The organism is Cellulomonas sp. URHD0024, from assembly GCF_000426185.1.
Classification (GTDB): domain Bacteria; phylum Actinomycetota; class Actinomycetes; order Actinomycetales; family Cellulomonadaceae; genus Cellulomonas.
Window position 1 is genome coordinate 556,920 of record NZ_AUEW01000001.1, and the last position, 21,478, is coordinate 578,397.

At 70.1% G+C, this 21,478-nt stretch carries 19 protein-coding genes and 4 tRNA genes; 7 read left to right on the forward strand and 16 right to left on the reverse strand.

Annotation, left to right across the window (positions count from 1 at the left end; genetic code table 11):
• Positions 1-38: 38 nt before the first annotated feature.
• The 7 genes from I847_RS0102675 to I847_RS0102705 form a co-directional block, all read right to left on the reverse strand.
• Positions 39-728, reverse strand: a complete 690-nt coding sequence (locus I847_RS0102675; RefSeq protein ID WP_028048455.1) for a hypothetical protein — start codon at positions 726-728, stop codon at positions 39-41.
• Positions 725-1,939: a glycosyltransferase family 4 protein gene (locus tag I847_RS0102680; protein ID WP_034608749.1), complete on the reverse strand. Its 1,215-nt coding sequence runs from the start codon at positions 1,937-1,939 to the stop codon at positions 725-727. Before I847_RS0102680 ends, I847_RS0102675 begins: the two co-directional genes overlap by 4 nt.
• Entirely contained in the window at positions 1,936-2,898 is a 963-nt protein-coding gene (locus I847_RS0102685) for a phosphatidylinositol mannoside acyltransferase (RefSeq protein WP_028048457.1), read from the reverse strand. Before I847_RS0102685 ends, I847_RS0102680 begins: the two co-directional genes overlap by 4 nt.
• A complete protein-coding gene (gene pgsA, locus I847_RS0102690; protein ID WP_028048458.1) occupies positions 2,895-3,506 on the reverse strand; it encodes a phosphatidylinositol phosphate synthase in 612 nt (203 codons plus the stop codon). Before pgsA ends, I847_RS0102685 begins: the two co-directional genes overlap by 4 nt.
• A 7-nt stretch (positions 3,507-3,513) precedes the next feature.
• Positions 3,514-4,071: an HIT domain-containing protein gene (locus I847_RS0102695; RefSeq protein WP_028048459.1), complete on the reverse strand. Its 558-nt coding sequence runs from the start codon at positions 4,069-4,071 to the stop codon at positions 3,514-3,516.
• A 3-nt stretch (positions 4,072-4,074) separates the two neighbouring features.
• Positions 4,075-6,087 carry a threonine--tRNA ligase gene (thrS, locus tag I847_RS0102700; RefSeq protein ID WP_028048460.1) on the reverse strand — a complete coding sequence of 671 codons (2,013 nt, stop codon included), beginning with the start codon at positions 6,085-6,087 and terminating at the stop codon, positions 4,075-4,077.
• 133 nt (positions 6,088-6,220) lie between these two features.
• A tRNA-Val gene (locus I847_RS0102705) sits at positions 6,221-6,293 on the reverse strand.
• A gap of 314 nt (positions 6,294-6,607) precedes the next feature.
• Between I847_RS0102705 and I847_RS0102710 the strand changes: the two genes are divergently transcribed.
• Positions 6,608-7,036, forward strand: coding sequence for an SsgA family sporulation/cell division regulator (locus I847_RS0102710; protein ID WP_028048461.1), 429 nt, complete (start codon positions 6,608-6,610; stop codon positions 7,034-7,036).
• A gap of 52 nt (positions 7,037-7,088) precedes the next feature.
• Here the strand turns inward: I847_RS0102710 and I847_RS0102715 are convergent, their stop codons facing one another.
• Positions 7,089-7,952 carry an aminotransferase class IV gene (locus I847_RS0102715; RefSeq protein ID WP_028048462.1) on the reverse strand — a complete coding sequence of 288 codons (864 nt, stop codon included), beginning with the start codon at positions 7,950-7,952 and terminating at the stop codon, positions 7,089-7,091.
• A 4-nt stretch (positions 7,953-7,956) separates the two neighbouring features.
• Positions 7,957-9,039, reverse strand: a complete 1,083-nt coding sequence (locus I847_RS21545; protein ID WP_034608752.1) for a chorismate-binding protein — start codon at positions 9,037-9,039, stop codon at positions 7,957-7,959.
• A gap of 145 nt (positions 9,040-9,184) precedes the next feature.
• On the opposite strand from I847_RS21545, the gene I847_RS0102725 reads away from it, so the two are divergent.
• The 4 genes from I847_RS0102725 to I847_RS0102740 all read left to right on the forward strand — a co-directional run bounded on the left by I847_RS0102725 (position 9,185) and on the right by I847_RS0102740 (position 10,140).
• Positions 9,185-9,256, forward strand: a tRNA-Gly gene (locus I847_RS0102725).
• 52 nt (positions 9,257-9,308) lie between these two features.
• Positions 9,309-9,379: transfer RNA gene (locus I847_RS0102730), tRNA-Cys, on the forward strand.
• A 41-nt stretch (positions 9,380-9,420) separates the two neighbouring features.
• Positions 9,421-9,495: transfer RNA gene (locus tag I847_RS0102735), tRNA-Val, on the forward strand.
• 252 nt (positions 9,496-9,747) lie between these two features.
• Positions 9,748-10,140 (forward strand): hypothetical protein, encoded by a 393-nt coding sequence (locus I847_RS0102740; protein WP_155855964.1) that lies wholly within the window; start codon positions 9,748-9,750, stop codon positions 10,138-10,140.
• A 93-nt stretch (positions 10,141-10,233) separates the two neighbouring features.
• On the opposite strand, the gene istB is transcribed toward I847_RS0102740, so the two are convergent.
• Positions 10,234-11,046: an IS21-like element helper ATPase IstB gene (gene istB, locus I847_RS0102745; RefSeq protein ID WP_028048464.1), complete on the reverse strand. Its 813-nt coding sequence runs from the start codon at positions 11,044-11,046 to the stop codon at positions 10,234-10,236.
• Positions 11,043-11,204 (reverse strand): hypothetical protein, encoded by a 162-nt coding sequence (locus I847_RS26505; protein WP_155855965.1) that lies wholly within the window; start codon positions 11,202-11,204, stop codon positions 11,043-11,045. The genes istB and I847_RS26505 overlap by 4 nt, the downstream gene beginning before the upstream one ends.
• A gap of 289 nt (positions 11,205-11,493) precedes the next feature.
• Here I847_RS26505 and I847_RS21550 point away from each other — a divergent pair, with 289 nt between their 5' ends.
• Positions 11,494-11,865 (forward strand): hypothetical protein, encoded by a 372-nt coding sequence (locus I847_RS21550; RefSeq protein ID WP_051274390.1) that lies wholly within the window; start codon positions 11,494-11,496, stop codon positions 11,863-11,865.
• 5 nt (positions 11,866-11,870) lie between these two features.
• A complete protein-coding gene (locus tag I847_RS0102760; RefSeq protein WP_028048465.1) occupies positions 11,871-16,346 on the forward strand; it encodes a WD40 repeat domain-containing protein in 4,476 nt (1,491 codons plus the stop codon).
• 155 nt (positions 16,347-16,501) lie between these two features.
• Here I847_RS0102760 and I847_RS0102765 read toward each other — a convergent pair whose 3' ends face one another.
• The 5 genes from I847_RS0102765 to I847_RS0102785 all read right to left on the reverse strand — a co-directional run bounded on the left by I847_RS0102765 (position 16,502) and on the right by I847_RS0102785 (position 21,477).
• Positions 16,502-16,903: a universal stress protein gene (locus tag I847_RS0102765; protein ID WP_028048466.1), complete on the reverse strand. Its 402-nt coding sequence runs from the start codon at positions 16,901-16,903 to the stop codon at positions 16,502-16,504.
• A gap of 22 nt (positions 16,904-16,925) precedes the next feature.
• Positions 16,926-18,395, reverse strand: a complete 1,470-nt coding sequence (locus tag I847_RS0102770; protein ID WP_028048467.1) for a mannitol dehydrogenase family protein — start codon at positions 18,393-18,395, stop codon at positions 16,926-16,928.
• A gap of 67 nt (positions 18,396-18,462) precedes the next feature.
• On the reverse strand, positions 18,463-19,452 hold the full coding sequence (locus I847_RS0102775) for an ABC transporter substrate-binding protein (protein WP_028048468.1): 990 nt from the start codon (positions 19,450-19,452) through the stop codon (positions 18,463-18,465).
• Between the two features lie 85 nt (positions 19,453-19,537).
• Entirely contained in the window at positions 19,538-20,710 is a 1,173-nt protein-coding gene (locus tag I847_RS21555; RefSeq protein ID WP_231384046.1) for an ABC transporter permease, read from the reverse strand.
• Positions 20,710-21,477, reverse strand: a complete 768-nt coding sequence (locus I847_RS0102785; protein WP_034608754.1) for an ATP-binding cassette domain-containing protein — start codon at positions 21,475-21,477, stop codon at positions 20,710-20,712. Before I847_RS0102785 ends, I847_RS21555 begins: the two co-directional genes overlap by 1 nt.
• Position 21,478: the final 1 nt, after the last annotated feature.

Consider the following 21,478-nt stretch of genomic DNA (forward strand, 5'->3'; position numbering starts at 1 on the left):
ACCGTGCGGCACGAGCGTCCGGGCCGCTGACGGGGCCGCTAGTGCCCCTCGGTGCCCGCGGCGGACCGACTGCCCGGACGGCCGAGGTTCTCGGGCCACGTGTCGTCGAGCTCGAGCGAGTGCGGGACGGGGGCGTGCCCGGCCAGTCGCATGAGCCGGGCGAACGGTGCGCTGCGCGCGTGGGCGGTCTGCGCCACCGCCTCGTTGTGGAAGCGACGCGCAAGCTGGACCCGGTACCAGGCGGAGGCGAGCGCGTCGGCGAGCTCGTCGCCGGTCGGGTCGGCTCGCAGGACGGCGACCTCGTCGGGGTCGTCGAGCACCTCACGCAGAGTTGCGGACAGCTCGCTCTCGATGCGCCCGCGGTCGACCGGCGCCGGTTGGCCGTGCGCCGGACCGCCGAGGGTCAGCGGCAGCGCGCCGCGGTCGGACTCGAGCAGCCGACGCAGGTCGGAAGGCAACGCCCCGACGTCGGTGGGATCGGGGCCGCCTGCGGACAACGCCGCCCAGGCGGCCTCACCGACGAGCACCGAGCTGACCGGGTCGAACAGGCCCGACGTGGCGAGCTCGGCCGCAACCGTCGCGCGCCGGACGAGCTGCGCATCGACGACGGCCTTCGACGAGGAGACCTTCCGGTGCAGCCGGTCGAGGCGCGATGCGGCGACCCAGACCCACCACAGACCCAGTCCGAGGACGATCGTGATGTAGACGGAGAGCTCCGACCAGCTCATCGGGCCGCGCTCCGTCCGCGCAGCCGCGCACCGCGCTGCGACGACGGGTCCTCGCCCACCGGCTCGCGGCGGTCGGCAACGACCATCTCGTAGACGGTCAGCACCTGGTCGGTCACGACCGACCAGTCGTACTGCGGCACGGCTTCGCGAGCCCGCGCCGTCACGGAGGCGCGCAGCGCGGGATCCAGCAGGACGCGGATGAGCGTGCGCGCCAGGTCGTCGCTGTCGCCCGTCGTGAACAGCACCCCCGCCGCGCCGTCGTCCAGGACCCGTGAGAACGCACCCAGATCACTCGCGACGACGGCCGCGCCGGCGCTCATCGCCTCCACCAGGACGATCCCGAAGCTCTCGCCACCGGTCTGCGGCGCGCAGTAGACGTCGACCGAGGAGAGCAGCTTGGCCTTCTCCTCGTCAGAGATGCCGCCGAGGAACTCGACCGCACCGGCGGCCTTCTCGCCGAGCAGCTCGCGAACCTCGTCGGGACCCGTCTCCCCACGACCGGCGACGAGGAACCGCGCACCGGGGATGGCGGCGAGCACCCGGGGAACGGCGTCGAGCAGCACCGGGAGTCCCTTTCGGGCCTCGTCGAGGCGCCCCAGGAACGCGATCGTCGGCGCCTCGGGAGTTCCGGTCCACCGGGCGTCGGGCTCGGCGTCGATGAAGCCCTGGGTGTAGACGCCGTTGGGGATCACCACGGCGTCGCCGCCCATGTGCTCGACCAGGGTGCGTCGGGCGTCCTCGGAGACGGCGATGCGCGCGGAGATCTTCTCCAGCGACTGGCGGACCAAGGGGTAGGCCATCTGGAGCGGCCGGGAGCGGATGAGCGCCGTGTGGAAGGTGGCGACGATCGGTCCGTCGGCGATCCAGAGCGCGAGCATCCCGAGGCTGGGCGTCACAGGCTCGTGCAGGTGGAGGACGTCGAACTCCCCTACCGCGAGCCACTTGCGCACCCGCGCCGCGGTGACGGGGCCGAAGGTCATGCGGGCGACGGCGCCGTTGTAGCGGACGGGGATCGCCCGGCCGGCCGCCGTCATGTAGTCGGGGATCTCGGTGTCGTCGTCGGCAGGGACGAGGACAGAGACGGTGTGGCCGCGGGCGATCAGGGCCTCGGCCAGGTCCCGCACGTGGAACTGCACCCCGCCGGGGACGTCGTAGGAGTACGGGCAGACGATGCCCACCCGGAGCGGCCGCACGTCGTCAGGCATGCTCATGCGGGTCGCTCCGCGCGCTCCAGCACGGCCGCGTAGCGCTCGGGATCGAGGTCCTCGACGAACAGCTTCTGGAGCATGTGCCAGTCCTGCGGGTACCGACGGATGCCCGCGCCCAGCTCGTCGACCCACGCCTGTGTGAGCACGCGGACCTGGTCGGCACGCGGGATACCCGTCGGGACCGGGATCGGCTCGTGGAAGTCGACGACGATCCCCCACGGCGACCCCGCCGCCTTGCGTCGCGCTCCGGTGAGCCGCTCGTAGGAGATCACCGTGGTGACCAGCGGAGCACCCGTGGAGATCGCCAGTGCGGCGGGACCCGCCGCGAACCGCGCGCGCAGACCGAACAGGTCCGCCTCGACGCCGCTCGCGGTCAGGTCCCGGTCCGCGAGGAGCGGGATCAGGCCGGGGCCTCCGCGGGCCGCGCGCACCAGCCCACGAAAGACGTCCCCCGAACCCGTGAGGGGGAAGATCGTGAGGCCGATGCTCTCGCGGAACGCGAGGAACTCCTGGAAGAGCTCCTCCGGCTCGAGCCGCTCGGCCACCGTCGTGACGGGAGCGATCGCCCGGGTGGCCCAGGCCCCGGCGAGGTCCCAGTTGCCGACATGGCCGAGCGCCAGGACCACCGACCTCCCGCTCTCGGTGTAGGGCCGGAGGTTCTCCAGCCCGACTCCGCGGACACGGGCGTCGACCTGCGCGCTGCTCAGCGAGCCGAGCGTGAACGCCTCACCGAAGTACCGCATGTAGGAGCGCATCCCCGCCCGGCCCAGCCGGCGCAGGGTGCGCGCATCGAGGTCGGGGCGAGCGCGGGCCAGGTTCTTCTCGAGCTGCACGACGCCGCCCGTGCGCCGCAGCCAGGCGAGGTCGGCGACGACGGCGAACGCGCCGCGCAGCACGGGCCCGGGCACCTTTCCCGCGACCTTCCATCCGAACGCGTAGAGCCGCGCGACGTCGACCTTCACCGCGCGACTCCCGCCGCCTGTCGGTAGACCTTGCTCATCCGCTGCACGATCGTGACGGCGGACGCGACCGCCAGCAGCGCAAGGATGACTGTCAGGACCGCGGTCGGGGCACCGATGCCGACGGCGCCGGTGGCGACGAGGACAAGAAGGAGCCGGTCGGCCCGCTCCGCGATCCCGCCGGAGGCCGTCATCCCGAGGCCCTCGGCCCGCGCCCGCGCGTACGGCACGATCGAACCGAGGACGAGGCACACGAGCGCGAGGATCGCGGTGAGCCGGTCGTCACCACCCGCGGTGAACCACAGGACAAGGCCGGCGAAGATCGCACCGTCCCCGAAGCGGTCCATCGTCGAGTCGAGGAACGCACCCCACGGACCCGTCCGTCCGGCCTGGCGTGCCATCACGCCGTCGAGCGAGTCGGTCAGCACGAACACCGTGATGATCAGGGTGCCGAGGAGCAGGTGACCGGTCGGGAACGCCCACAGGGCCGTCGCGACGACGACGAGCGTGCCGCCGATCGTCACCGCGTCCGGCGAGACCCCCATCCGCAGCAGGAGCGTGGCCAGAGGCGTGAAGAAGCGGGTCATGGCACCGCGCAGTCCGTTCAGCACGTGCTGATCATCCCTTCGGTGCGGTCGGCCACGCCGCTGCGAGGCGTGCCCGCGTGTCGCCCAGGAGCTCGGGCAGGGCACGGCTCCGGCCGACGATCGGCAGGAAGTTGGAGTCGCCACCCCAGCGCGGCACCACGTGCTGGTGCAGGTGGTGAGCGATCCCGGCGCCGGCGACGTCGCCCTGGTTCATGCCGAGGTTGAAGCCGTGCGGGCTCGAGACCTCGCGCAGGACACCCATCGCCGTACGCGTCAGGGCGGCGACCTCCGCGACCTCGGCCTCTGTCAGGTCCGTGTAGTCGGCGACGTGCCGGTACGGGCAGACCATCAGGTGCCCCGAGTTGTAGGGGTACAGGTTGAGGACGACGAACGCGAGCTCCCCGCGAGCCACGATCAGCGCGTCCTCGTCCGTCCGGGTCGGTGCCCGGCAGAACGGGCATCCCAGGCCCGCCTCGCCGTCGGTCGGCTTGTCCTGCCCACCGATGTACGCCATCCGGTGCGGGGTCCAGAGCCGCTCGAAGCCGTCGGGCACACCGGCGAGGTCGTCGGCAGGCTCGATGTCGGACACCCGTCAGACCTGCACGCGATCGCGGACCGCGGAGACGATGCGCTCGATCGCCTCCGCCACAGGCACCCCGTTGTCCTGGCGCCCGTCGCGGTAGCGGAACGAGACGCCGCCGGCCTCGGCGTCCTCGCCGCCCGCGATGAGCACGAACGGGATCTTCTGCGTGCTGGCGTTGCGGATCTTCTTGCCGAACCGGTCGTCCGACCGGTCCACCTCGGCGCGGATGCCCTGCGCCCTCAGCTGCGCCACGACGTCGTCGAGGTACGGCTCGAACGGCTCCGCGACCGGCACCGCGAGCACCTGGACGGGCGCGAGCCAGGCCGGGAACGCGCCGCCGTAGTGCTCGGTCAGCACCGCGAAGAACCGCTCGACGGACCCGAAGAGGGCACGGTGGATCATCACGGGCCGCTGGCGGCTGCCGTCGGAGGCCGTGTACTCGAGCTCGAACCGCTCGGGCAGGTTGAAGTCGAGCTGGATGGTCGACATCTGCCAGGTGCGCCCGAGGGCGTCCTTGACCTGCACGGAGATCTTCGGGCCGTAGAACGCGGCGCCGCCCGGGTCGGGCACGAGGTCGAGACCGGACGCCTCCGCGACCTGGCGCAGGGTCTCGGTCGCCTCTTCCCAGACCTCGTCGGAGCCGACGGACTTGTCCGGGTTCTTGGTCGAGAGCTCGAGGTAGTAGTCGTCCAGCCCGTAGTCCTTGAGCAGGTCCAGCACGAACTTCAGCGTGGTGGTGAGCTCGTCCGCCATCTGCTCGCGGGTGCAGTAGATGTGGGCGTCGTCCTGGGTGAAGCCGCGCGCGCGGGTCATGCCGTGCACGACGCCGGACTTCTCGTACCGGTAGACCGTGCCGAACTCGAAGAGCCGCAGGGGCAGCTCCCGGTAGGACCGGCCACGGGCCGCGAAGATCAGGTTGTGCATCGGGCAGTTCATCGGCTTGAGGTAGTACTGCTGCCCCGCCTTGCGCACGTGCCCCTCGGCGTCGCGCTCCTCGTCGAGGGTCATCGGGGGGTACATGCCGTCCGCGTACCAGTCGAGGTGCCCCGAGATCTCGTACAGCTTGCTCTTGGTGATGTGCGGGGTGTTCACGAACTCGTACCCGCCCTGCACGTGGCGCAGCCGGCTGTAGTGCTCCATCTCCATGCGGATCACGCCGCCCTTGGGGTGGAACACGGCCAGCCCGGAGCCGATCTCCTCGGGGAAGGAGAACAGGTCGAGCTCGGTGCCGAGCCGGCGGTGGTCCCGACGCTCCGCCTCCGCGATGCGCTCGAGGTACGCCCGCAGCTCGTCCTTCGTCGGCCAGGCGGTGCCGTAGACGCGCTGGAGCTGAGGGTTCTTCTCGGACCCGCGCCAGTAGGCGGCAGCCGACCGGGTCAGCTGGAAGCCGTTGCCCAGCACGCGGGTGCTCGGGACGTGCGGCCCACGGCACAGGTCCTGCCAGACGACCTGCTCGGTCTCCCGGCCGGCCCCACGGACGTTCTGGTAGATGCTCAGGCCGCCCAGGCCCACCTCGACCGAGGCCCCCTCGGCCGCGCCGGGATCACCCTTGAGCCCGATCAGCTCGAGCTTGTAGGGCTCGTCGCGCAGCTCGGCGCGAGCCTCGTCCTCGGTGACGTCCCACCGGCGGAAGGTCTGACCCTCCTTGACGATGCGGCCCATGACCTTCTCGATCGCCTTGAGGTCCTCCGGGGTGAACGGGGTGTCCACGTCGAAGTCGTAGTAGAAGCCGTCGGTGATCGGCGGCCCGATGCCCAGCTTCGCGGTCGGGACCACCTCCTGGACGGCCTGCGCGAGCATGTGCGCCGCCGAGTGCCGCAGGACGGCCAGGCCGTCGGGCTCCTCGATGGTGACGGCCTCGACGACCGCACCCTCGATCAGCGGAAGGTGCAGGTCGCGCAGGTCGCCGTCCACACGGACCACGACGACATCGCGCCGGGCGGAGTACAGGTCGGTACCCGTCGTCCCCGGCTCCACCGTGGTCGCGATCCCGTCGACGGTGAGGGTGATGAGCTCGGGCACCGGTACTGCCTCCTTCGTGGCGGCCCGCCCGGGCGGCAGGCCACTCGATGCTACCGGCGGGGACGACGCCTGCCCGACGCGTTATGGGACGCCAGAAGGGGCCGGCCCACGGGCCGACCCCTTCTGGTGAACGTGGGCGATACCGGACTCGAACCGATGACCTCCTCGGTGTGAACGAGGCGCTCTACCAACTGAGCCAATCGCCCATCCCCCACCGTCTGTGCCCGTCGGTGCGACACACCGTGTCTACCGAGGAGCACCACCAGCGGGTGATGTCGAAGGAATGTTACCCGGCGGGCGACGAGATTCCGAACTGGACATCACGTGCGGGCAAATACGCCCTGATCAGGGCCTGCCCGCGCTCCCACGCCCACGTTCGTGTCATCTCACGCGTAGGTGCTGTGACCCATCCCCGGTTCCGCGGCGCGTCCCTCCGGGTGAACTAGGGGTTGTTACCGGTCCAATCCGGCAATCGTCCTGCCATGATGGAGCCTCCAGCCCTTGCGAATAGGAGGACCCGATGACGAGCTCGACCTACGACGTCGTCGAGGTCGTCGCCATGCAGCTCATCGGATCCGACGCGAGCGTCATCCCGGTGAGCGCAGAGTTCTCGTTCCGAACCACCGATCCGTACACGGTACGCGCGGTCTTCACAGGCCCGCACACCATGTCGACGTGGCTGGTCGGACGCGAGCTGCTCTCCCTGGGAATGCACGCAACCGCCGAAGCACCGGCGGGTACGGGCGACGTCCAGGTGTGGCGAGACGAAGACCCCGACTACACGCTCGTTTCGCTCAGTGGTGTCGAGGGCAGCGCACTGCTCGCCGCGCCCACCGAGCCGATCGAACGCTTCTTGTCCGGTACCGAGGCGCTGGTGCCTCTGGGTACCGAGAGCGACCGCATGGAAGGCGAGATCACGGCGCTGATCGCCGCGCTGCTCACCGCCTGACACCCATCCTCCGACGACCGGTTCCGCTGCGGCGGGGCCGGTCGTTCGTATGTCACGGGTCGAGGTCGTCGGCGAGGCGCTTCTGGAACAGTCGCTGCGCCTCGAGTGACACCGGGCCGGCCGTGACCTCCGCGCCGTCCAGGCTCACGACCGGCGAGACGTTGCGGATGGACCCGCTCATCATCAGCTGTGCCGACCCGTCGGCCACCTCGTCGAGCACCTCGTAGCGCAGCTCCCCCGGCGCCGCCTCCCGAACCGGCAGACCCTCCTGCGCGGCCCACTCGAGCAGCAGCTCGCGGGTGATCCCCGCGAGGCACCCGCTGGACAGCGGGGGTGTGACCAGCTCGCCGGCGCGTTCGAGGAAGACGTTCGACGCCGTTCCCTCGCAGAGCTCACCGACGGTGTTGGCCAGGACCGCCTCGTCGGCTCCGCGCCGGTACGCCTCGGCGACTGCGACGACGTTCTCGGCGTAGGACGTCGTCTTCAGGCCGGCCACGGCCGATCGCTCGTTGCGCACCCACGGCACCCGCACGACGCGGGACACGGGCGACGGCACGGCCGGGCCGGCCAGGACCAGCAGGCTCTGGTGCTGGTCCTCGGGCGGCAGCCGGTTCGAGCCGAGCGGACCCACCCCGCCCGTGAGCGTGATCCGCAGTCGGCCGGTGTCCGGGCCGGCCGCGGCGAGAACGGCTCGCACACCCTCGCGGACGGCGTGCAGGTCCGGTTCCGCCAGGCCGATGCCCAACGCGGAGCGACGCAGACGCTGGAGGTGACGACTCAGGGCGAACGCCGTACCTCCGTAGACGGCGCAGGTCTCGAAGACTCCGTCGCCGACCGTGAGCCCGTGGTCCACGCCGGTGACCACGGCTTCGTCGGGAGAGTACAGACGACCGTCCGACCAGATCACCACGCTCATCCGGTCATTCTGGCACCGGCCCGACGTCGACGTCGGACGCCAGACCGACGAGTCGGGCGGCCTTCAGCTCGGTCTCCGTCCACTCGGCCTCCCGGTCGCTCCCCCACGTGATCCCGGCCCCGGTGCCGAAGCGCAGGAAGCCGTCGGACCACCAGAACGTCCGGATCCCGACCGCCAGCTCAGCCCGCACCGAACCGTCGTCTCCGACCTCGATCCAGCCGACCGCACCGCAGTACGGACCCCGGGCCTCACGCTCCAGGGACTCGATGATCCGCAGCGCGGACGCCTTCGGCGCGCCCGAGACGGACCCCGGCGGGTAGGTCGCCTCCAGCAGACGCGCCCACAGGTCGGGGGCGTCGACCACGGAGCGGTCCAGAACGCCCTGCACTGTCGAGACCAGGTGGACCAGTCCGGGGTGATGTTCCTCACCCAGCAACGACGTCACCTCGACCGTGCCCGGCGCGCAGACCCGCTGCAGGTCGTTGCGCACGAGGTCGGTGATCATGACGTTCTCTGCACGGTCCTTGGCGGTCAGCGCATCCGCGGTGGCTGCCGTGCCCTTGATCGGTCCCGACGTCACGACCCCGTCGGCCACCCGAAGGAACAGCTCAGGGGACGCCGTGACCACCCACACGGCGTCGTGCGCACCGCCCGTCGGCACGTGCACGCCACCGGCGAACGGTGCCGGGTTCCCGGCGTCCAGCACCGCCGCCAGGGCGCGAGCGTCGGGCTCGTCGGGAAGCCGTGCGGACAGCACCCGGCAGATGTTTGCCTGGTAGACATCGCCTTCCTGAATGCGCCCCCGCACGACCTCGACCGCATTCGCGTACTCGTCGCGGTCCAGCGACGACGTCCACGCCCCGACATCCGGTCCCTTCCACGACCGTGCGCCCCCGACCTTCGCCGGCGTCACCGTCGCGAAGCGCCAGGCCCGCACGCGGCCTTCGAAGTCGCCGACGACGGCCCACCAGCCCGGCTCCGTCATCCGGTGCGGCTCGGCCCGTACGTCGACGACCTCGATCAGGTCGGTCGCCTCGACGCCGGCGAACCATGCGCTCGCAGACGCCCGCGCGGTTTGCTCAGGCACCTGCTCACGCTATCGACACGGGATCGGACGCCCACACATCCGCGCGATGACCCGTCTGCCGGGGGCCAGTTGGACTCTCGCCGAGATCGTCGGTTAGAGTTCGGGACGCACACGGAGCACCGGTGAAAACCGGCGGACGTGCTGTGCGGACGTGGCTCAGTGGTAGAGCATCACCTTGCCAAGGTGAGGGTCGCGGGTTCGAATCCCGTCGTCCGCTCGGAGGCAGACATCCTGATCGGCTTGCCAGCCGCTCTGGACTGCGGTCTCAGGGTGGAGTGGCCGAGAGGCGAGGCAGCGGCCTGCAAAGCCGTATACGTGGGTTCGAATCCCATCTCCACCTCGTAGGACATCAGCAGTGTGTTGTGCCCCGGATCACAACCCGGGCGATTGGCGCAGCGGTAGCGCGCTTCCCTGACACGGAAGAGGTCACTGGTTCGATCCCAGTATCGCCCACCACGAAGTCCCAGGTCAGAGCTCCATGACCTGGGACTTTTCATGTGGAGTGGGTCGCGAAGGGCGCGAGAGCCGTCGCGCGAGGAAGCCGGCCGGGTCCAGCGAGTGGGCTGCGCCGCCGGTGTGACGCGATGTGTAGCGTCGACGCAGCGCGGTGTCAACGACGGCTGAACCCTGAGCAGGTATCGACGGCCGAAAACTGAGCAGGTCGCCGCGATAGGCGGGCGCGAGTCGGCTCGGGATTACGGTGTCGTCATGTCCGGAAAGCGACCGCAGAGCGGGCCAGGGCGGGATCCAGCAGTCGAGGGGATTGAGGTCCTGCTGGGTGGTGCGGCTTTGCGCAACCCAGCGGGCTCCTGGCAGGGACGTGCTCGGCACGTCCTGACCATCTGCGCCTGCGTCACGCTCGATGAGTCGCCCGACTGGATCATCTTCGACACGGTCGATGGCATCGGATGGCGGCGCTGGCCGGACGATCTTCCGAACGAGGAGATGGTGCGGGCGCCGCTTGAGGCGGGTGGTCACGCCGATCCATCTGACGTTCTTGCGTGGTTGCAGGGCAACGCCGCCGATCCATGGGCGAGCGGTGACGGCGACGGTCCCCCGGAGGTCGTCGAGGCGTTGCAGCGGTGGGTTGTCACCGCCTGACTGACCCGCGCGCTCATGCCGCGATGCTCGCGCCCCCGGCACTGGGTCGACCGGGGCGGGCTATCGCGCCCAATCGAGTTGGGGCAGGTCAGGTCAGTTGTCGCGGTCTTTGGCAAGGAGTTCGCGGCGGGCGCGGGTGCGGTAGGACTCGCCGGCCAGGGTGAGGACTTCGGCGTGGTGGACGAGTCGGTCGATCATCGCGGCGGCCACGACTTCGTCGCCGAAGACCTCGCCCCAGCGGCCGAAGGGCAGGTTCGAGGTGACCATGATCCAGCCTTGTTCGTAGCGGGAGGCGACGAGCTGGAAGAACAGGTTCGCGGCGTCGTGGTCGAAGGGGATGTAGCCGACCTCGTCGATGATGATCAGCCGGTAGCGGCGGATCTTCTTCAGCGCGGCTTCCAGTGCCCCGCCGTGGTGCGCGGCGGCGAGGCGGGCGATCCAGTTGGTGGCGGTGTCGAACAGCACGGAGTAGCCGGCTTGGGCGGTCTTGATGCCCAAGCCGATGGTCAGGTGGGTCTTGCCGATCCCGGGCGGCCCGAGCAGGACCACGTTCTCGGCCTTGGGCACGAACGTGACGGTGGCCAGGTGCGCGAGCAGGTCCTTCCTGAGTGAGGGCAGGTGCTCGAGGTTGAAGTCCTCCAGGGTCTTGACCGCCGGGAAGTGCGCGGTGCGGATCCGCATGATCGACCCGGCGGACTCCCGGTCGGCGACCTGACGCTCCAGGACCGCGGCGAGGTACTCCTCGTGGGACCAGTTCTCGGTGCGGGCCAGGTCGGCCAGGTCGGCCAGGTCGGCCCAGGTCCGCCCGATCGTGGGGGTCTTCAGGACGCGGGTCAGGTAGGCGAGCTTGGACCCCAGCTGGTCGGGTCGTGGCGCGTCGGTCTTGGCGGTCCTGGTGGTGGTCATCTGCGCTCCTTGGTCATCGGCCCGGTTCGTGGTGGGCCCGGGTCGAAGTCGACGCCGAACAGGGCGTCGTAGTCCGGCAGCGCCCGGATCGCGACCACGTGACCGTCGAGGTGGGACCGGGTGGTCTGGGTGCGTCGGCGTTGGGCCAGAGTGATCACACCCCAAGCCGTACTCGGGGTGCTCAAGATTCACCCGTCGATTACGGCTCAGTGTTCAGGCGTCGTCGACACGCCGCGGGCCACCGCACGTCTGTATCACCGAGCCCATCGGCAGACCCCTCCTCGTAGGGACGCGACTGCCGACCAGCTCCGGCGCAAGCCGGTCGACAGGGTCGACCCCGCACGGATCTGCACCGACATCTCTCACGTTCTGTACCAAGCACTCGGTGGCAGGTCAGGATGAGGTCAGGCTTCCGGCGTCCGCACACTGGTTGAAGGCTGGGTCGACATGGACGTGACGATCACGGTTCAGGGCGATGGAGCGACGGACCAGCTTCGCGCGCTCGACCAGGAGCTGTCGGATGTCGACGAGCTGCGCGGACGCGTACGTCCGGTGGCCGGCCGGCCTCGGCCTGGCGAGCTCGGCGTTCTCGACTCGGCTCTGGTCGTCGCGGTGGGACAGGGCGGTGCGATCACCGTCATGGTGGCAGCTCTCGTCGCGTGGCTCCGGCGGCGCGTCGGCACGTTGTCGGTCACGCTGACCGTGGGTGAGAACTCCCTCGAGGTGACCTCCGAGAACGTCCGTGGCCTCACGGCGGAGCAGGTCAGGAGCCTGGTCACAGAGCTGCGGGAGTCCCTCACCGAGTCCGCGGGCGGCTGAGCGACATGGCCTCGTCGTCGGCGCTCGACATGCCAGGCACGCACGTGCTGCTGATCGGCGGCAGTGCGCACGTCGAGGGTTCTGCACTGCCCTCGGTGCCCGCCGTCGGTCGGTCTGTCGATGCGCTCAGGCAGACGCTCGTGGAGCAGTGCGGTGTCGATGCCGCACACGTGCGGGTGCTGCACGACCCGGCCGACCCGGGTCAGCTGGGGAGCGCGATCACCGAGGCGGCGAACCAGGCGGAGAGCGTGCTCCTCGTCTACTACGTGGGTCACGGACTGATCGGCCCCATGGACGGTCAGCTGTACCTGGGCACGTACTCGACCGACGACCTCATCGAAGGGCTCGCGTACAAGGCGCTGCCGTACTCGGCGGTGCGCGAGGCACTCGCCAGAAGCCGCGCTCGCCTGATGGTCGTCGTGCTCGACTGTTGCTTCTCGGGGCGGGCAGATGGCGCGTACGGCGCAGCGGCGGCGGACGCTTTCGCCGCGAGTGCCGTCCGGGGCACGCATGTCCTGACGTCGGCCGCCGCCGATGAGTCAGCGCTCGCACCCCCGGGCGACGAGTACACCGCCTTCACGGGGCAGCTCCTTCGGCTCTTGCACGAGGGAGATCCGACGCGCCCGGAGTCGCTGACCCTGCTGGACGCGTACGAGTGGCTCGACCGCACGCTGCCGGCGCACGGCGCCCCCCGACCACGACAGCACGCGAGCGACACGTCCGGCCAGCTCGTGCTGGCACGCAACCCGGCGTTCACACCCGTCACCTCCACCCCGGCCGAGCCGCCCGCCGACGTGCCGTGTCCGTACCGAGGCATGGATCGGTACGACGCACAGGACGCGCACTACTTCTTCGGGCGCGAGGACGCGATCGACGACGTGCTCCGACTCATCGCCGTCGGGACCGGCCCGTTCATGGTGGTCGGGCCGTCTGGGTCGGGCAAGTCGTCGCTCTTGCACGCCGGCCTCATCCCGGCGCTCGAACGCGGAGCGCTCCCGGGCTCGGCCGGATGGCGCTGCCGCGTGATGACGCCCGGCGAGCAACCGACGGCCACGCTCGAGCGGACCCTCCGGGGCGCCGACGACCGCACCCGCACCATCCTCATCGTCGACCAGCTCGAAGAGCTGTTCACCGCGTGCGCCGACGAAGACGAGCGAGTCGCGTTCCTCCACCAGCTGAGCACGACGGGTGACCATGTACGCGTCGTGCTCGGTCTGCGCGCTGACTTCTTCGGGCGGTGCATGACCTATCCCGAGCTGGTGGCCGTGCTCCGTGACAGCACCTACCTGATGGTGCCGATGACAGACGTCGAGCTCCGGGACGTCATCGAGAAGCCGGCCCGCGAGGTCGGGCTCGCGCTGGAGCCCGGGCTGACCGACCTGATCCTGCGAGATCTGCGCGCCGGGCACGCCGAGTTCGACGTTGCCGGGGCTCTGCCGCTGCTGTCCTACGCCCTCCTCACCACATGGCAGCGGCGCGCCGGTACCACCATGACCCTCGCCGGCTACCAGGCGGGAGGCGGCATCTGGGAATCCGTCAGCCGGCGCGCCGAGGCGACCTACAGCGCGCTCTCCCCCGCAGCCCAGGACGTCGCGCGTCGCACCCTGCTGCGGATGGTCCACATCAGTGCCGACGCCGACCACACCCGCCGGCGAGCACGGACCGCAGAACTGACCGGCCGGGCGGACGCCACCACCGTCGCGCAGGTCCTGGACGCGTTCGCCCGGGACCGGCTGACCATGGCCGACAACGAGACGGTCACCATCACGCACGAGTCTCTGCTGCGTGCGTGGCCGCGGCTGCGGCAGTGGATCGAACGCGACAGCGCCGACCTGGTCATCCACCAGCAGATCAGCGACGCCGCTGAACGCTGGGCGCAGCTGGGCCGGGACGACGGCGGGCTCTACCGAGGCCGCGCGCTCACCGAGGCCGAGCTGTGGAGGGAGGCACGCGACAACGAGCGCGAGCTGAGCCCGCTCGATCGGCAGTTCCTGGACGCGAGCTCGGCCGAACGGCGGGCTGCTGCGGAAGAGGCGGAACGGCGGCACGCCGGGGAACGCCGTCAGAACAGCCGACTGCGCCTGCTGACCCTCGGGCTCAGTGTGCTGGTCGTGGTGGCGCTCGCAGCCTCGGGGATCGCCGGGCTGCAGACCCGCAGCGCCCAGGCGCAACGTGGGACGGCGCAGGAGCAGCAGCACATCGCCACCGCCCGACTGCTGGTGTCCCAGGCTGAGGCGGCACGTGCCACCGACCCGAACCTCGCGTTGCAGCTCGGGATCGCCGCGCAACGGATACACCCCGATCCGCAGACAGGTGCGAGCCTCGTCGGCACGCTCACCGGCACCCGCTACGCGGGACGGATCTCCGGCCTGTCCCGACAGGCGACGGTCTCCTACGCTCCGGCCGGTCACCTGCTCGCGACTGGCCACACGGTGCGCACACGCGTCGCGGTGGACCAGTCCGCGAGCGTCGGGTTGGGCACTGAAGCAGGCCCGTCGGGACCGAGCGCTTCGGCACCGAGCGCATCGGCGTCTCCGACCTACATCACCACGTTCCAGGCCGCGATCACGCTGTGGACCGTGCCCGGGGCAGGAGCACCACGCCGGATGGGCGCCCCGATCCTCATCGACAACGCCGATCGATCGTTCGTGGTCTTCGCGCCCGACCGGCAGATCCTCCTCACCTCAGACGACGACAACAACGCCGTGGTCTTCTGGGACGTGTCCGACCCCGCACGACCCTCGAGGCTCGGCACTCTGGACGCTGGGCAGCACGTGACGATCTCCGCGGTGGCCTACTCGCGGGACGGCCGTCAGCTCGCCACCGTCGAGGACGACTCGCTCGCTTTGTGGGACGTCGGGGACCCGGCCCACCCGCGACGACTCGGCACGCAGCCGACCGCACGCGAGCGGGTGTCCTCGGTCGCCTTCTCGTCGGACGGCCGGCTGATCGCCACAGGGGACGACGAGGGCGTTGTCCTGTGGGACGTCGGTGATCCCACCCACCCCCACCAGGTCGGCGTGCCACTGGCGGCCAGGAATCCGGTCACGTTCTCACCGTCGAGTCCCGTACTGGCGACTCACGACAAGAGCGACGAGGACGCCAACGCCTTCGTGCTGTGGGACGTCGACCAGCCGGACTCGCCGCGTCGGCTCGGCACCATGGGTGGGAACAACGAAGGCATGGCCTTCTCCCCGGACGGGCAGACCGTCGCGACAACCGGCTTCGGCGGAACCTCCACGTTGTGGGACGTCACCGACCCGGCCGCTCCCGTCCGAACCGGCGACCCGTTGGTCGGCCACACGGGGTTCGTGGGCACGGCGACGTTCTCGCCGGACGGCACATCTCTCGGGACCGCCAGCTCCGACGAGAGCGTGATCCTGTGGAACCTCACGGACGTGGGGCGGCCGGCTCAGACCGGCGAGCCGGTCGCGCACGTCGACGCGCTGGTGCTCCCGGCAGACGGTCGCGCACTGGTGGCCGGTGGCGACGGCCACCTGGTGTCGCTCAGGGAGCTCGAGGGCGGGACGAAGCAGCGCACGCTCGCCCAGGACGTCCCAGGCGGCTGGGCCACGATCTCACCGGACGGCCGTCTTCTTGCCACCCCCGCGAGCGACGGCTCGATGACGCTGTGGGACATCTCCGAGCCGACCCAGCCCGTCCGCATCAGCACGACGCCGCCGGGCAGCGGCGCCCCGGTGATGTTCTCGCCGGACAACCGGTTGCTCATCACCGGCGACGAGGACACGTCCTACCTGTGGGACGTGTCCGATCCGCGACACCCGGTCCGACGAGTCGACACCCTGCCCGCCGTCATCGTCCTTGCCGCGGCGTTCTCACCGGATGGTCGCACGCTGGCCGTCGCGAACATCTACGACCGCGCGGCGACGCTGTGGAACGTCAGCGATCCGAAGCACCCCACAGAACGACCGACGACCCTGCCGGTAGAAGCCTTCACCAACGTGACCGGACTCGCCTTCAGCCCCGACAGCTCGACCCTGGCGACGGGCCGAGCCGACGGCACGATCGCGCTGTGGAACGTGTCCCGCCCCGAGAAGCCGACCCGGGTCGGCCAGCTCCTGATCGGCCCGAGCGACGTGCACGGCAACGGGGGTGCCGTCAACAGTGACGTGAGTGTCAGCGCCTTGTCGTTCTCCCCGGACGGCCGAATCCTGGCGACGACGCACCTAGCGGCGGGCCTCATCCTGTGGGACGTCACCGACGTCAATGCGCCCACACAGTTCGGGCCACCTGTACCCCTGTCGACACGGCCCGCGTTTCAGGTCCTGTTCTCCCCCACAGGTCGGACCGTCGCCACCATCGGGGTCGACCACAAGGCCACCCTGTGGGACGTCAGTGGGGTCGTCGACCTCCAGCGGCACGCCGCCCAGACTGCCTGCACCATCACGGGCAAGGGCCTCGACGCAACCGCCTGGAAGACGTATGCCTCAGGCCTGCCCTACCAGGACACGTGTGCGTGACCCGCGGTTGCACCGACCCTGCCGATCTCGCAGTTCAGACGCCACGGGTGCTGGGCCGAGACTCGCGTCGCGACCAACCGCGCTTCGCGTTACGGGCGAGGTCTCCGATCCCTCGGACGCGGGCGGCGAGAGGGCGGGAGCGAAAGAGCCCGGCGTCAGGTCGCGGGGGGCCGCTTGGCCGCGAGGACCGGGACGTCGGCCTCGAGCAGCACCCGTTGCGCCGTGCTGCCCAGGATCAGCTTGCCGACGGGGCTGCGCCGTCGCAGGCCGATCACGATCAGCTCCGCGCCGCTGGTGCGTGCTCGGTCGAGGATCTCGTCGGCCGGGTCGGCTGTCGCGTCGTGCGCATACACGACGTTGCGCACGTGGAGGCCGTCGAGCCTGGCGCTCAGTGCGTCCGCATGTTGCTCGAGCGAGATGTCGAAGGCGTTGTCCGCGCCGGTGTCGGGGCCGCTGATGACGTGCAGGACGGCGTCGGACGACCGTGCCTGCGCGATGGCAGCGTCCAGGGCGGCCTCGCCCTCTGGCGTGTGCACGTAACCCACCACGATGTTCATGCCGGTTCCTCCTCCTAGCGGTTCAGGCCAGAGCGGCTGTGGCGGCGCGTGCGCCGTCGCGGGCGAGGCTCGCGCGTGCTGCGACGAAGGCGTCGCGCAGCACGGCGTTCGATCCGAGGTCTCCGAAGACCGGTTCGTACGACAGGAACGCGCCCGGCGAGCTCGCCTCGGCTTCGACGACGTGCCGGAGCTCGTCGAGTCGCTTGTCCTGGGGCGCGGTCGTCGCTCCGGCGTCCGTCGTGCCTTCGAGGTAGCGGCACCACGCGGCGAGCACCAGCGCGCACCGGGAGATCTCGCGACCGGCCGCCAGCTGCGCACGCACGACCGGGAGCAAGAACTTGGGGATCCGGTCGGAGGCGTCGACCACCTGGCGGGCGAGGGTGTCCCGGATGGCCTCGCTGCTGAACCGAGCGATCAGCTCCTCGCAGTATTCCGACAGGTCGATGCCGGGGACGTCCTGCAGGGTGCGGATCGCCTCTCGGTGCATGTAGCCGAGCAGGAAGCCGACGAACAGCGGGTCGCGGCACACGTCGTGCACGTACGTCTCGCCGGCCAGGATCCCGAGGTAGCCCATGGCCTGGTGGGAGGCGTTGAGCAGGCGAAGCTTCATGAGCTCGTACGGCGTCACGTCGTCGACGACCTGCACGCCCACCTTCTCGAACGGGGGCCGGCCGTCACTGAAGCTGTCTTCGAGCACCCACTGCGTGAACGACTCGGAGCGGACCGGCCACCGGTCCTCGATGCCGAGCGCGGCCACCGCCGCGACGACCTCGTCGGTCGTGGCGGGCGTGATCCGGTCCACCATCGAGCTCGGGAACGCCACGCGCTCCTCGATCCAGTCCGCCAGCTCGGCGTCGATGACGCGGGCGAAGGCGGTGACCGCCGTCCTCGCGACGTGCCCGTTGCCCTGGATGTTGTCGCAGGACATCACGGTGAACGGTGCCGTCCCAGCAGCGCGGCGGACCGCGAGGGCCGCCACGATCAGGCCGAGGACGCTCGACGGCGACGATGCGCCCGGGGCCAGGTCCGCCAGGGTTGCCGGGTCACGAGGCTCGAACGCACCGGTCGCGTCGTTGATGCCGTACCCGCCCTCGGTGATCGTCAACGAGACGACGTGCGTCGCCGGGTCCGCGAGGCGGTCGACGACCGCCCGGGTATCGGCGGGCGCATGCAGGTGCGCGACGTGGGAGCCGATCACCCGTGCGTCGGTGTCGCCGGAAGGGTCGACGGTGAGCAGGGTGTACAGGCCGTCCTGCTCGTCGAGCACCTCGGCGATGGTCCGGTCGGCCGGCAGGACGCCGACCCCGCAGATGCCCCAGCCGGTCTCGCCCTCGTGCAGCAGCCGGTCGACGTACATGGCTTGGTGGGAGCGGTGGAATGCTCCGACTCCGAGGTGCACGATCCCTGCGGTGACGTGGTCGCGGTCGTAGCCGGGGACGGCCACGCGCGGATCGAGGCCGCCGAGAGCCCTGGAGTCGAGGTGGATCGTCATGTGTGGCGTCCTTCGGTATGGGCGTGGCCACGCGGCCTCCCCCGCAGGGGAAGCCGCGTGCGGGTGCTCAGCAGCTGGACTTGTAGAGGTACTGGGCTCCGTCGCCGTCCACGTTGTCCTTGGTGATGATGTGGAACCCGGTCTGGATCGTCGGGGTGACCTCGCTACCGTCCAGGGAGGCCATCGCCTGGTCCACGCCGTCGACACCGATCTCGTACGGATCCTGGGCGATGAGCGCCTGGACGGTCCCGTCCTTGAGCTGACCGACCTGGTCCGGGCCGGCGTCGAAGCCGACGACCTTGACCTGGTCCTGCTTGTCGGCCTGGCGGACGCCGGTCGCCGTGCCGGCCGCGGAGAAGGTGTTGGTCGCGAACACCCCGACGATGTCGGGGTTCTTGGCCAGAGCCGCCGTGATGAGCCGGGCGGCGGTCGCGGTGTCGTTGTGGCTGTACTGGACGCCCAGGTAGTCGAACTTCTCGTCCTTCGCGGCGGCCGTCTCGAAGCCCTTGACGCGCGCGTCGACGGTCGAGATGCCGGGGTCGGTCGACATGATGAGGATCTTCCCGCCGTCCGGGTTGAGGTCCTGGATGGCCTTGAACGCGGCCGCTCCCCCGCCCTCGTTGTCCGACGAGATCTGCGAGGCCGCGAAGGACGGGTCGTCGACCGTGGTGTCGACCAGCACGACCTTGATGCCCTGGTCGGCGGCGGCCTTCAGCGGTGCCTGCATGGCGGAGACGTCGGTGGGGGCGATGAGGATCGCGTCGGGCTTGCTGGCCATGACCGAGTCGACGATCGGCTTCTGGAGCGTCGGATCGAACTTGGCCGGACCCTGCGTGTTGACGGTCGCGCCGACCTTCTTCGCCTCGGCCTCGATGCCGCACTGCATGGTGACGTAGAACTCGTCGCCGGCGACGCCCTGGACGAACGCCAGCTTCTGGTTGCCGCCGCTCGCGCTCGACCCGGACCCGGAGCCGGAGTCGTCGGAGCCGCTGCTGCACGCGGTGAGTGCGAGGGCGCTCGCTGCGACCAGCGGGAGGAGCTTGGTGATGGTCTTCATGGTCTGTTCCTTCGGGGTGTCGGGTCGAGCGCGTCGTCGGCGCCGTCGAGCAGGGGTGGTGGAGGTGGTGCTGCGACCGGTGCGGCTACGCCGACCGTCGGAACAGGTGGGCGAGGGAACGCTTGCCCGTCTTGTTGGCGCGGGATGCGGCGGCCCGGCGGCGCTGGTCGATGTAGACCGCAACGATGAGGACGGCTCCGATGGCGACCTGCTGCCAGAAGGGCTGCACGCCGGTGATCACGAAACCGTTCTGGAGGATGGCGGGGATGAAGAGGCCGACGACCGTGCCGAAGATCGTGCCGATACCGCCGAAGAGGCTCGTCCCACCGATCACGACCGCGGCGATCACCGCGAGGCTGGTGTTGGACTGGCCGGCGATGGCCGTCGTCGAGTACTGGGCGAGCGACAGGATCCCGGCAACGCCGGCCATGAAGCCGGACAGCGCGTAGATCGTGATGAGGTGCCGGTCGACCTTGACGCCGACCCGTCGAGCCGACTCCTCGTTGGAACCGACGGCGTACGTGTACAAGCCGTACCGGGTCTTGTGCAGCACGACGCCGAAGATCACCAGGAACACCAGCGCGATCACCGAGATCGTCGGGATGGTGGTGCCCGGGATGTTGCCGTAGCCGATGTTGGTCGAGAGCACGGCGGGCACCTCACGGATGTCGACGCCACCCGTGATCACCTGCGCCAGCCCGAGCGCCCCGCTGAGCGTGCCCAGGGTGACGATGAGCGGCGGGACCTTGGCCTTGGCGATCAGCGCTCCGTTGAGCAGGCCCCACAGGATCCCGCAGACGATCGATACCAGGATCCCGACGATCGCCGTCCCCCAGCCGTCCCCGCCCATGGACTGCATGACCTTGGCGGCGATCACGCCGGAGAACACCAGGACCGATCCGATGGAGAGGTCGATGCCGCTGGTGATGATCACGTAGGTCATGCCGATGCCGAGGACCGCGAGGATCGACACGTTCTGGATGACCAGTCGCAGGTTCCCCCAGGTGGGGAACGTGTCCGGCGCGAGCAGGCTGAAGACCACGGAGATGGCCACCAGCACCAGGAGGATCTGGAACGACTGCACCTTGACGATGCGTCGCGCGAGCCCGGCGAGCCCACCCCCCGACTCGACCGCCGTCATCAGTGAGGCGTCCGGGCTGACCGCCGCCTCGCTGCGGAGCTCGCCACTGGGTGCGGCGTCGGCTGCCACTCCGACCGCGTCGGCCGTGGCGTTCTTGGCTGACATGTCACTGTTCATCACTTGGCTCCTGCGTCCAGGGCGCCGGTCATGGCGCCGACGAGCTCTTCGACCGTGGTGTCCCGGGCTTGGAAGGTGGCCACGCGGCGCCCGAGCCGCAGGACCTGGACCCGGTCGGAGACCTCGATGACGTGGGGCATCGAGTGGCTGATGAAGACGACGCCGACGCCCTTGTCGCGAACCTTGCGGATCGTCTCCAGCACAGCCTTGGTCTGGACGACGCCGAGCGCCGCGGTGGGCTCGTCGAGGAAGACCACGCCCTTGGCCCAGGCGACAGCACGGGCGATGGCGATCGCCTGGCGCTGGCCACCGGACATGCTGCCGACCGGGCTGGAGTAGCTGCGGACCGTGGCACCGAGCTCGTCGAACGCGACCTTCGACCTAGCCCGCATGGTCTTGTTGTCCAGGAAGCCGAGCTTTCCGAGGAAGCCCGGGGCAGGGAGCTCGCGACCGAGGTACATGTTCTGCGGCGGCGTCAGGTGTGGAGCGAGCGCCAGGTCCTGGAAGACGGTCTCGATGCCCATGTGGCTCGCCACGCTGGGCGAGCTCAGGTCCACCTCCTCCCCGTTGAACAGGATGGAGCCGGAGTCGAGCGCAAGGTTGCCCGACAGCGCCTTGACCATCGTCGACTTGCCGGCGCCGTTGTCGCCGATGAGTGCGACGACCTCTCCGGCGTGCACGTCGAAGTCCGCCCCGTCGAGGGCACGGACGGCGCCGAAGCTGCGTGTGAGACCGCGAGCTTCGAGAATGGGGGTGGTAGACGGCATC

Excerpts from the sequence above, each read along its gene's own strand:
- I847_RS0102675 (WP_028048455.1), bottom strand. The coding sequence starts at position 728 with ATGAGCTGGTCGGAGCTCTCCGTCTACATCACGATCGTCCTCGGACTG.
- I847_RS0102680 (WP_034608749.1), bottom strand. The coding sequence starts at position 1,939 with ATGAGCATGCCTGACGACGTGCGGCCGCTCCGGGTGGGCATCGTCTGC.
- I847_RS0102710 (WP_028048461.1), top strand. The coding sequence starts at position 6,608 with ATGACGAGCTCGACCTACGACGTCGTCGAGGTCGTCGCCATGCAGCTC.
- I847_RS0102715 (WP_028048462.1), bottom strand. The coding sequence starts at position 7,952 with ATGAGCGTGGTGATCTGGTCGGACGGTCGTCTGTACTCTCCCGACGAA.
- I847_RS0102740 (WP_155855964.1), top strand. The coding sequence starts at position 9,748 with ATGTCCGGAAAGCGACCGCAGAGCGGGCCAGGGCGGGATCCAGCAGTC.
- istB (WP_028048464.1), bottom strand. The coding sequence starts at position 11,046 with ATGACCACCACCAGGACCGCCAAGACCGACGCGCCACGACCCGACCAG.
- I847_RS21550 (WP_051274390.1), top strand. The coding sequence starts at position 11,494 with ATGGACGTGACGATCACGGTTCAGGGCGATGGAGCGACGGACCAGCTT.
- I847_RS0102760 (WP_028048465.1), top strand. The coding sequence starts at position 11,871 with ATGGCCTCGTCGTCGGCGCTCGACATGCCAGGCACGCACGTGCTGCTG.
- I847_RS0102765 (WP_028048466.1), bottom strand. The coding sequence starts at position 16,903 with ATGAACATCGTGGTGGGTTACGTGCACACGCCAGAGGGCGAGGCCGCC.
- I847_RS0102770 (WP_028048467.1), bottom strand. The coding sequence starts at position 18,395 with ATGACGATCCACCTCGACTCCAGGGCTCTCGGCGGCCTCGATCCGCGC.
- I847_RS0102775 (WP_028048468.1), bottom strand. The coding sequence starts at position 19,452 with ATGAAGACCATCACCAAGCTCCTCCCGCTGGTCGCAGCGAGCGCCCTC.
- I847_RS21555 (WP_231384046.1), bottom strand. The coding sequence starts at position 20,710 with ATGAACAGTGACATGTCAGCCAAGAACGCCACGGCCGACGCGGTCGGA.
- I847_RS0102785 (WP_034608754.1), bottom strand. The coding sequence starts at position 21,477 with ATGCCGTCTACCACCCCCATTCTCGAAGCTCGCGGTCTCACACGCAGC.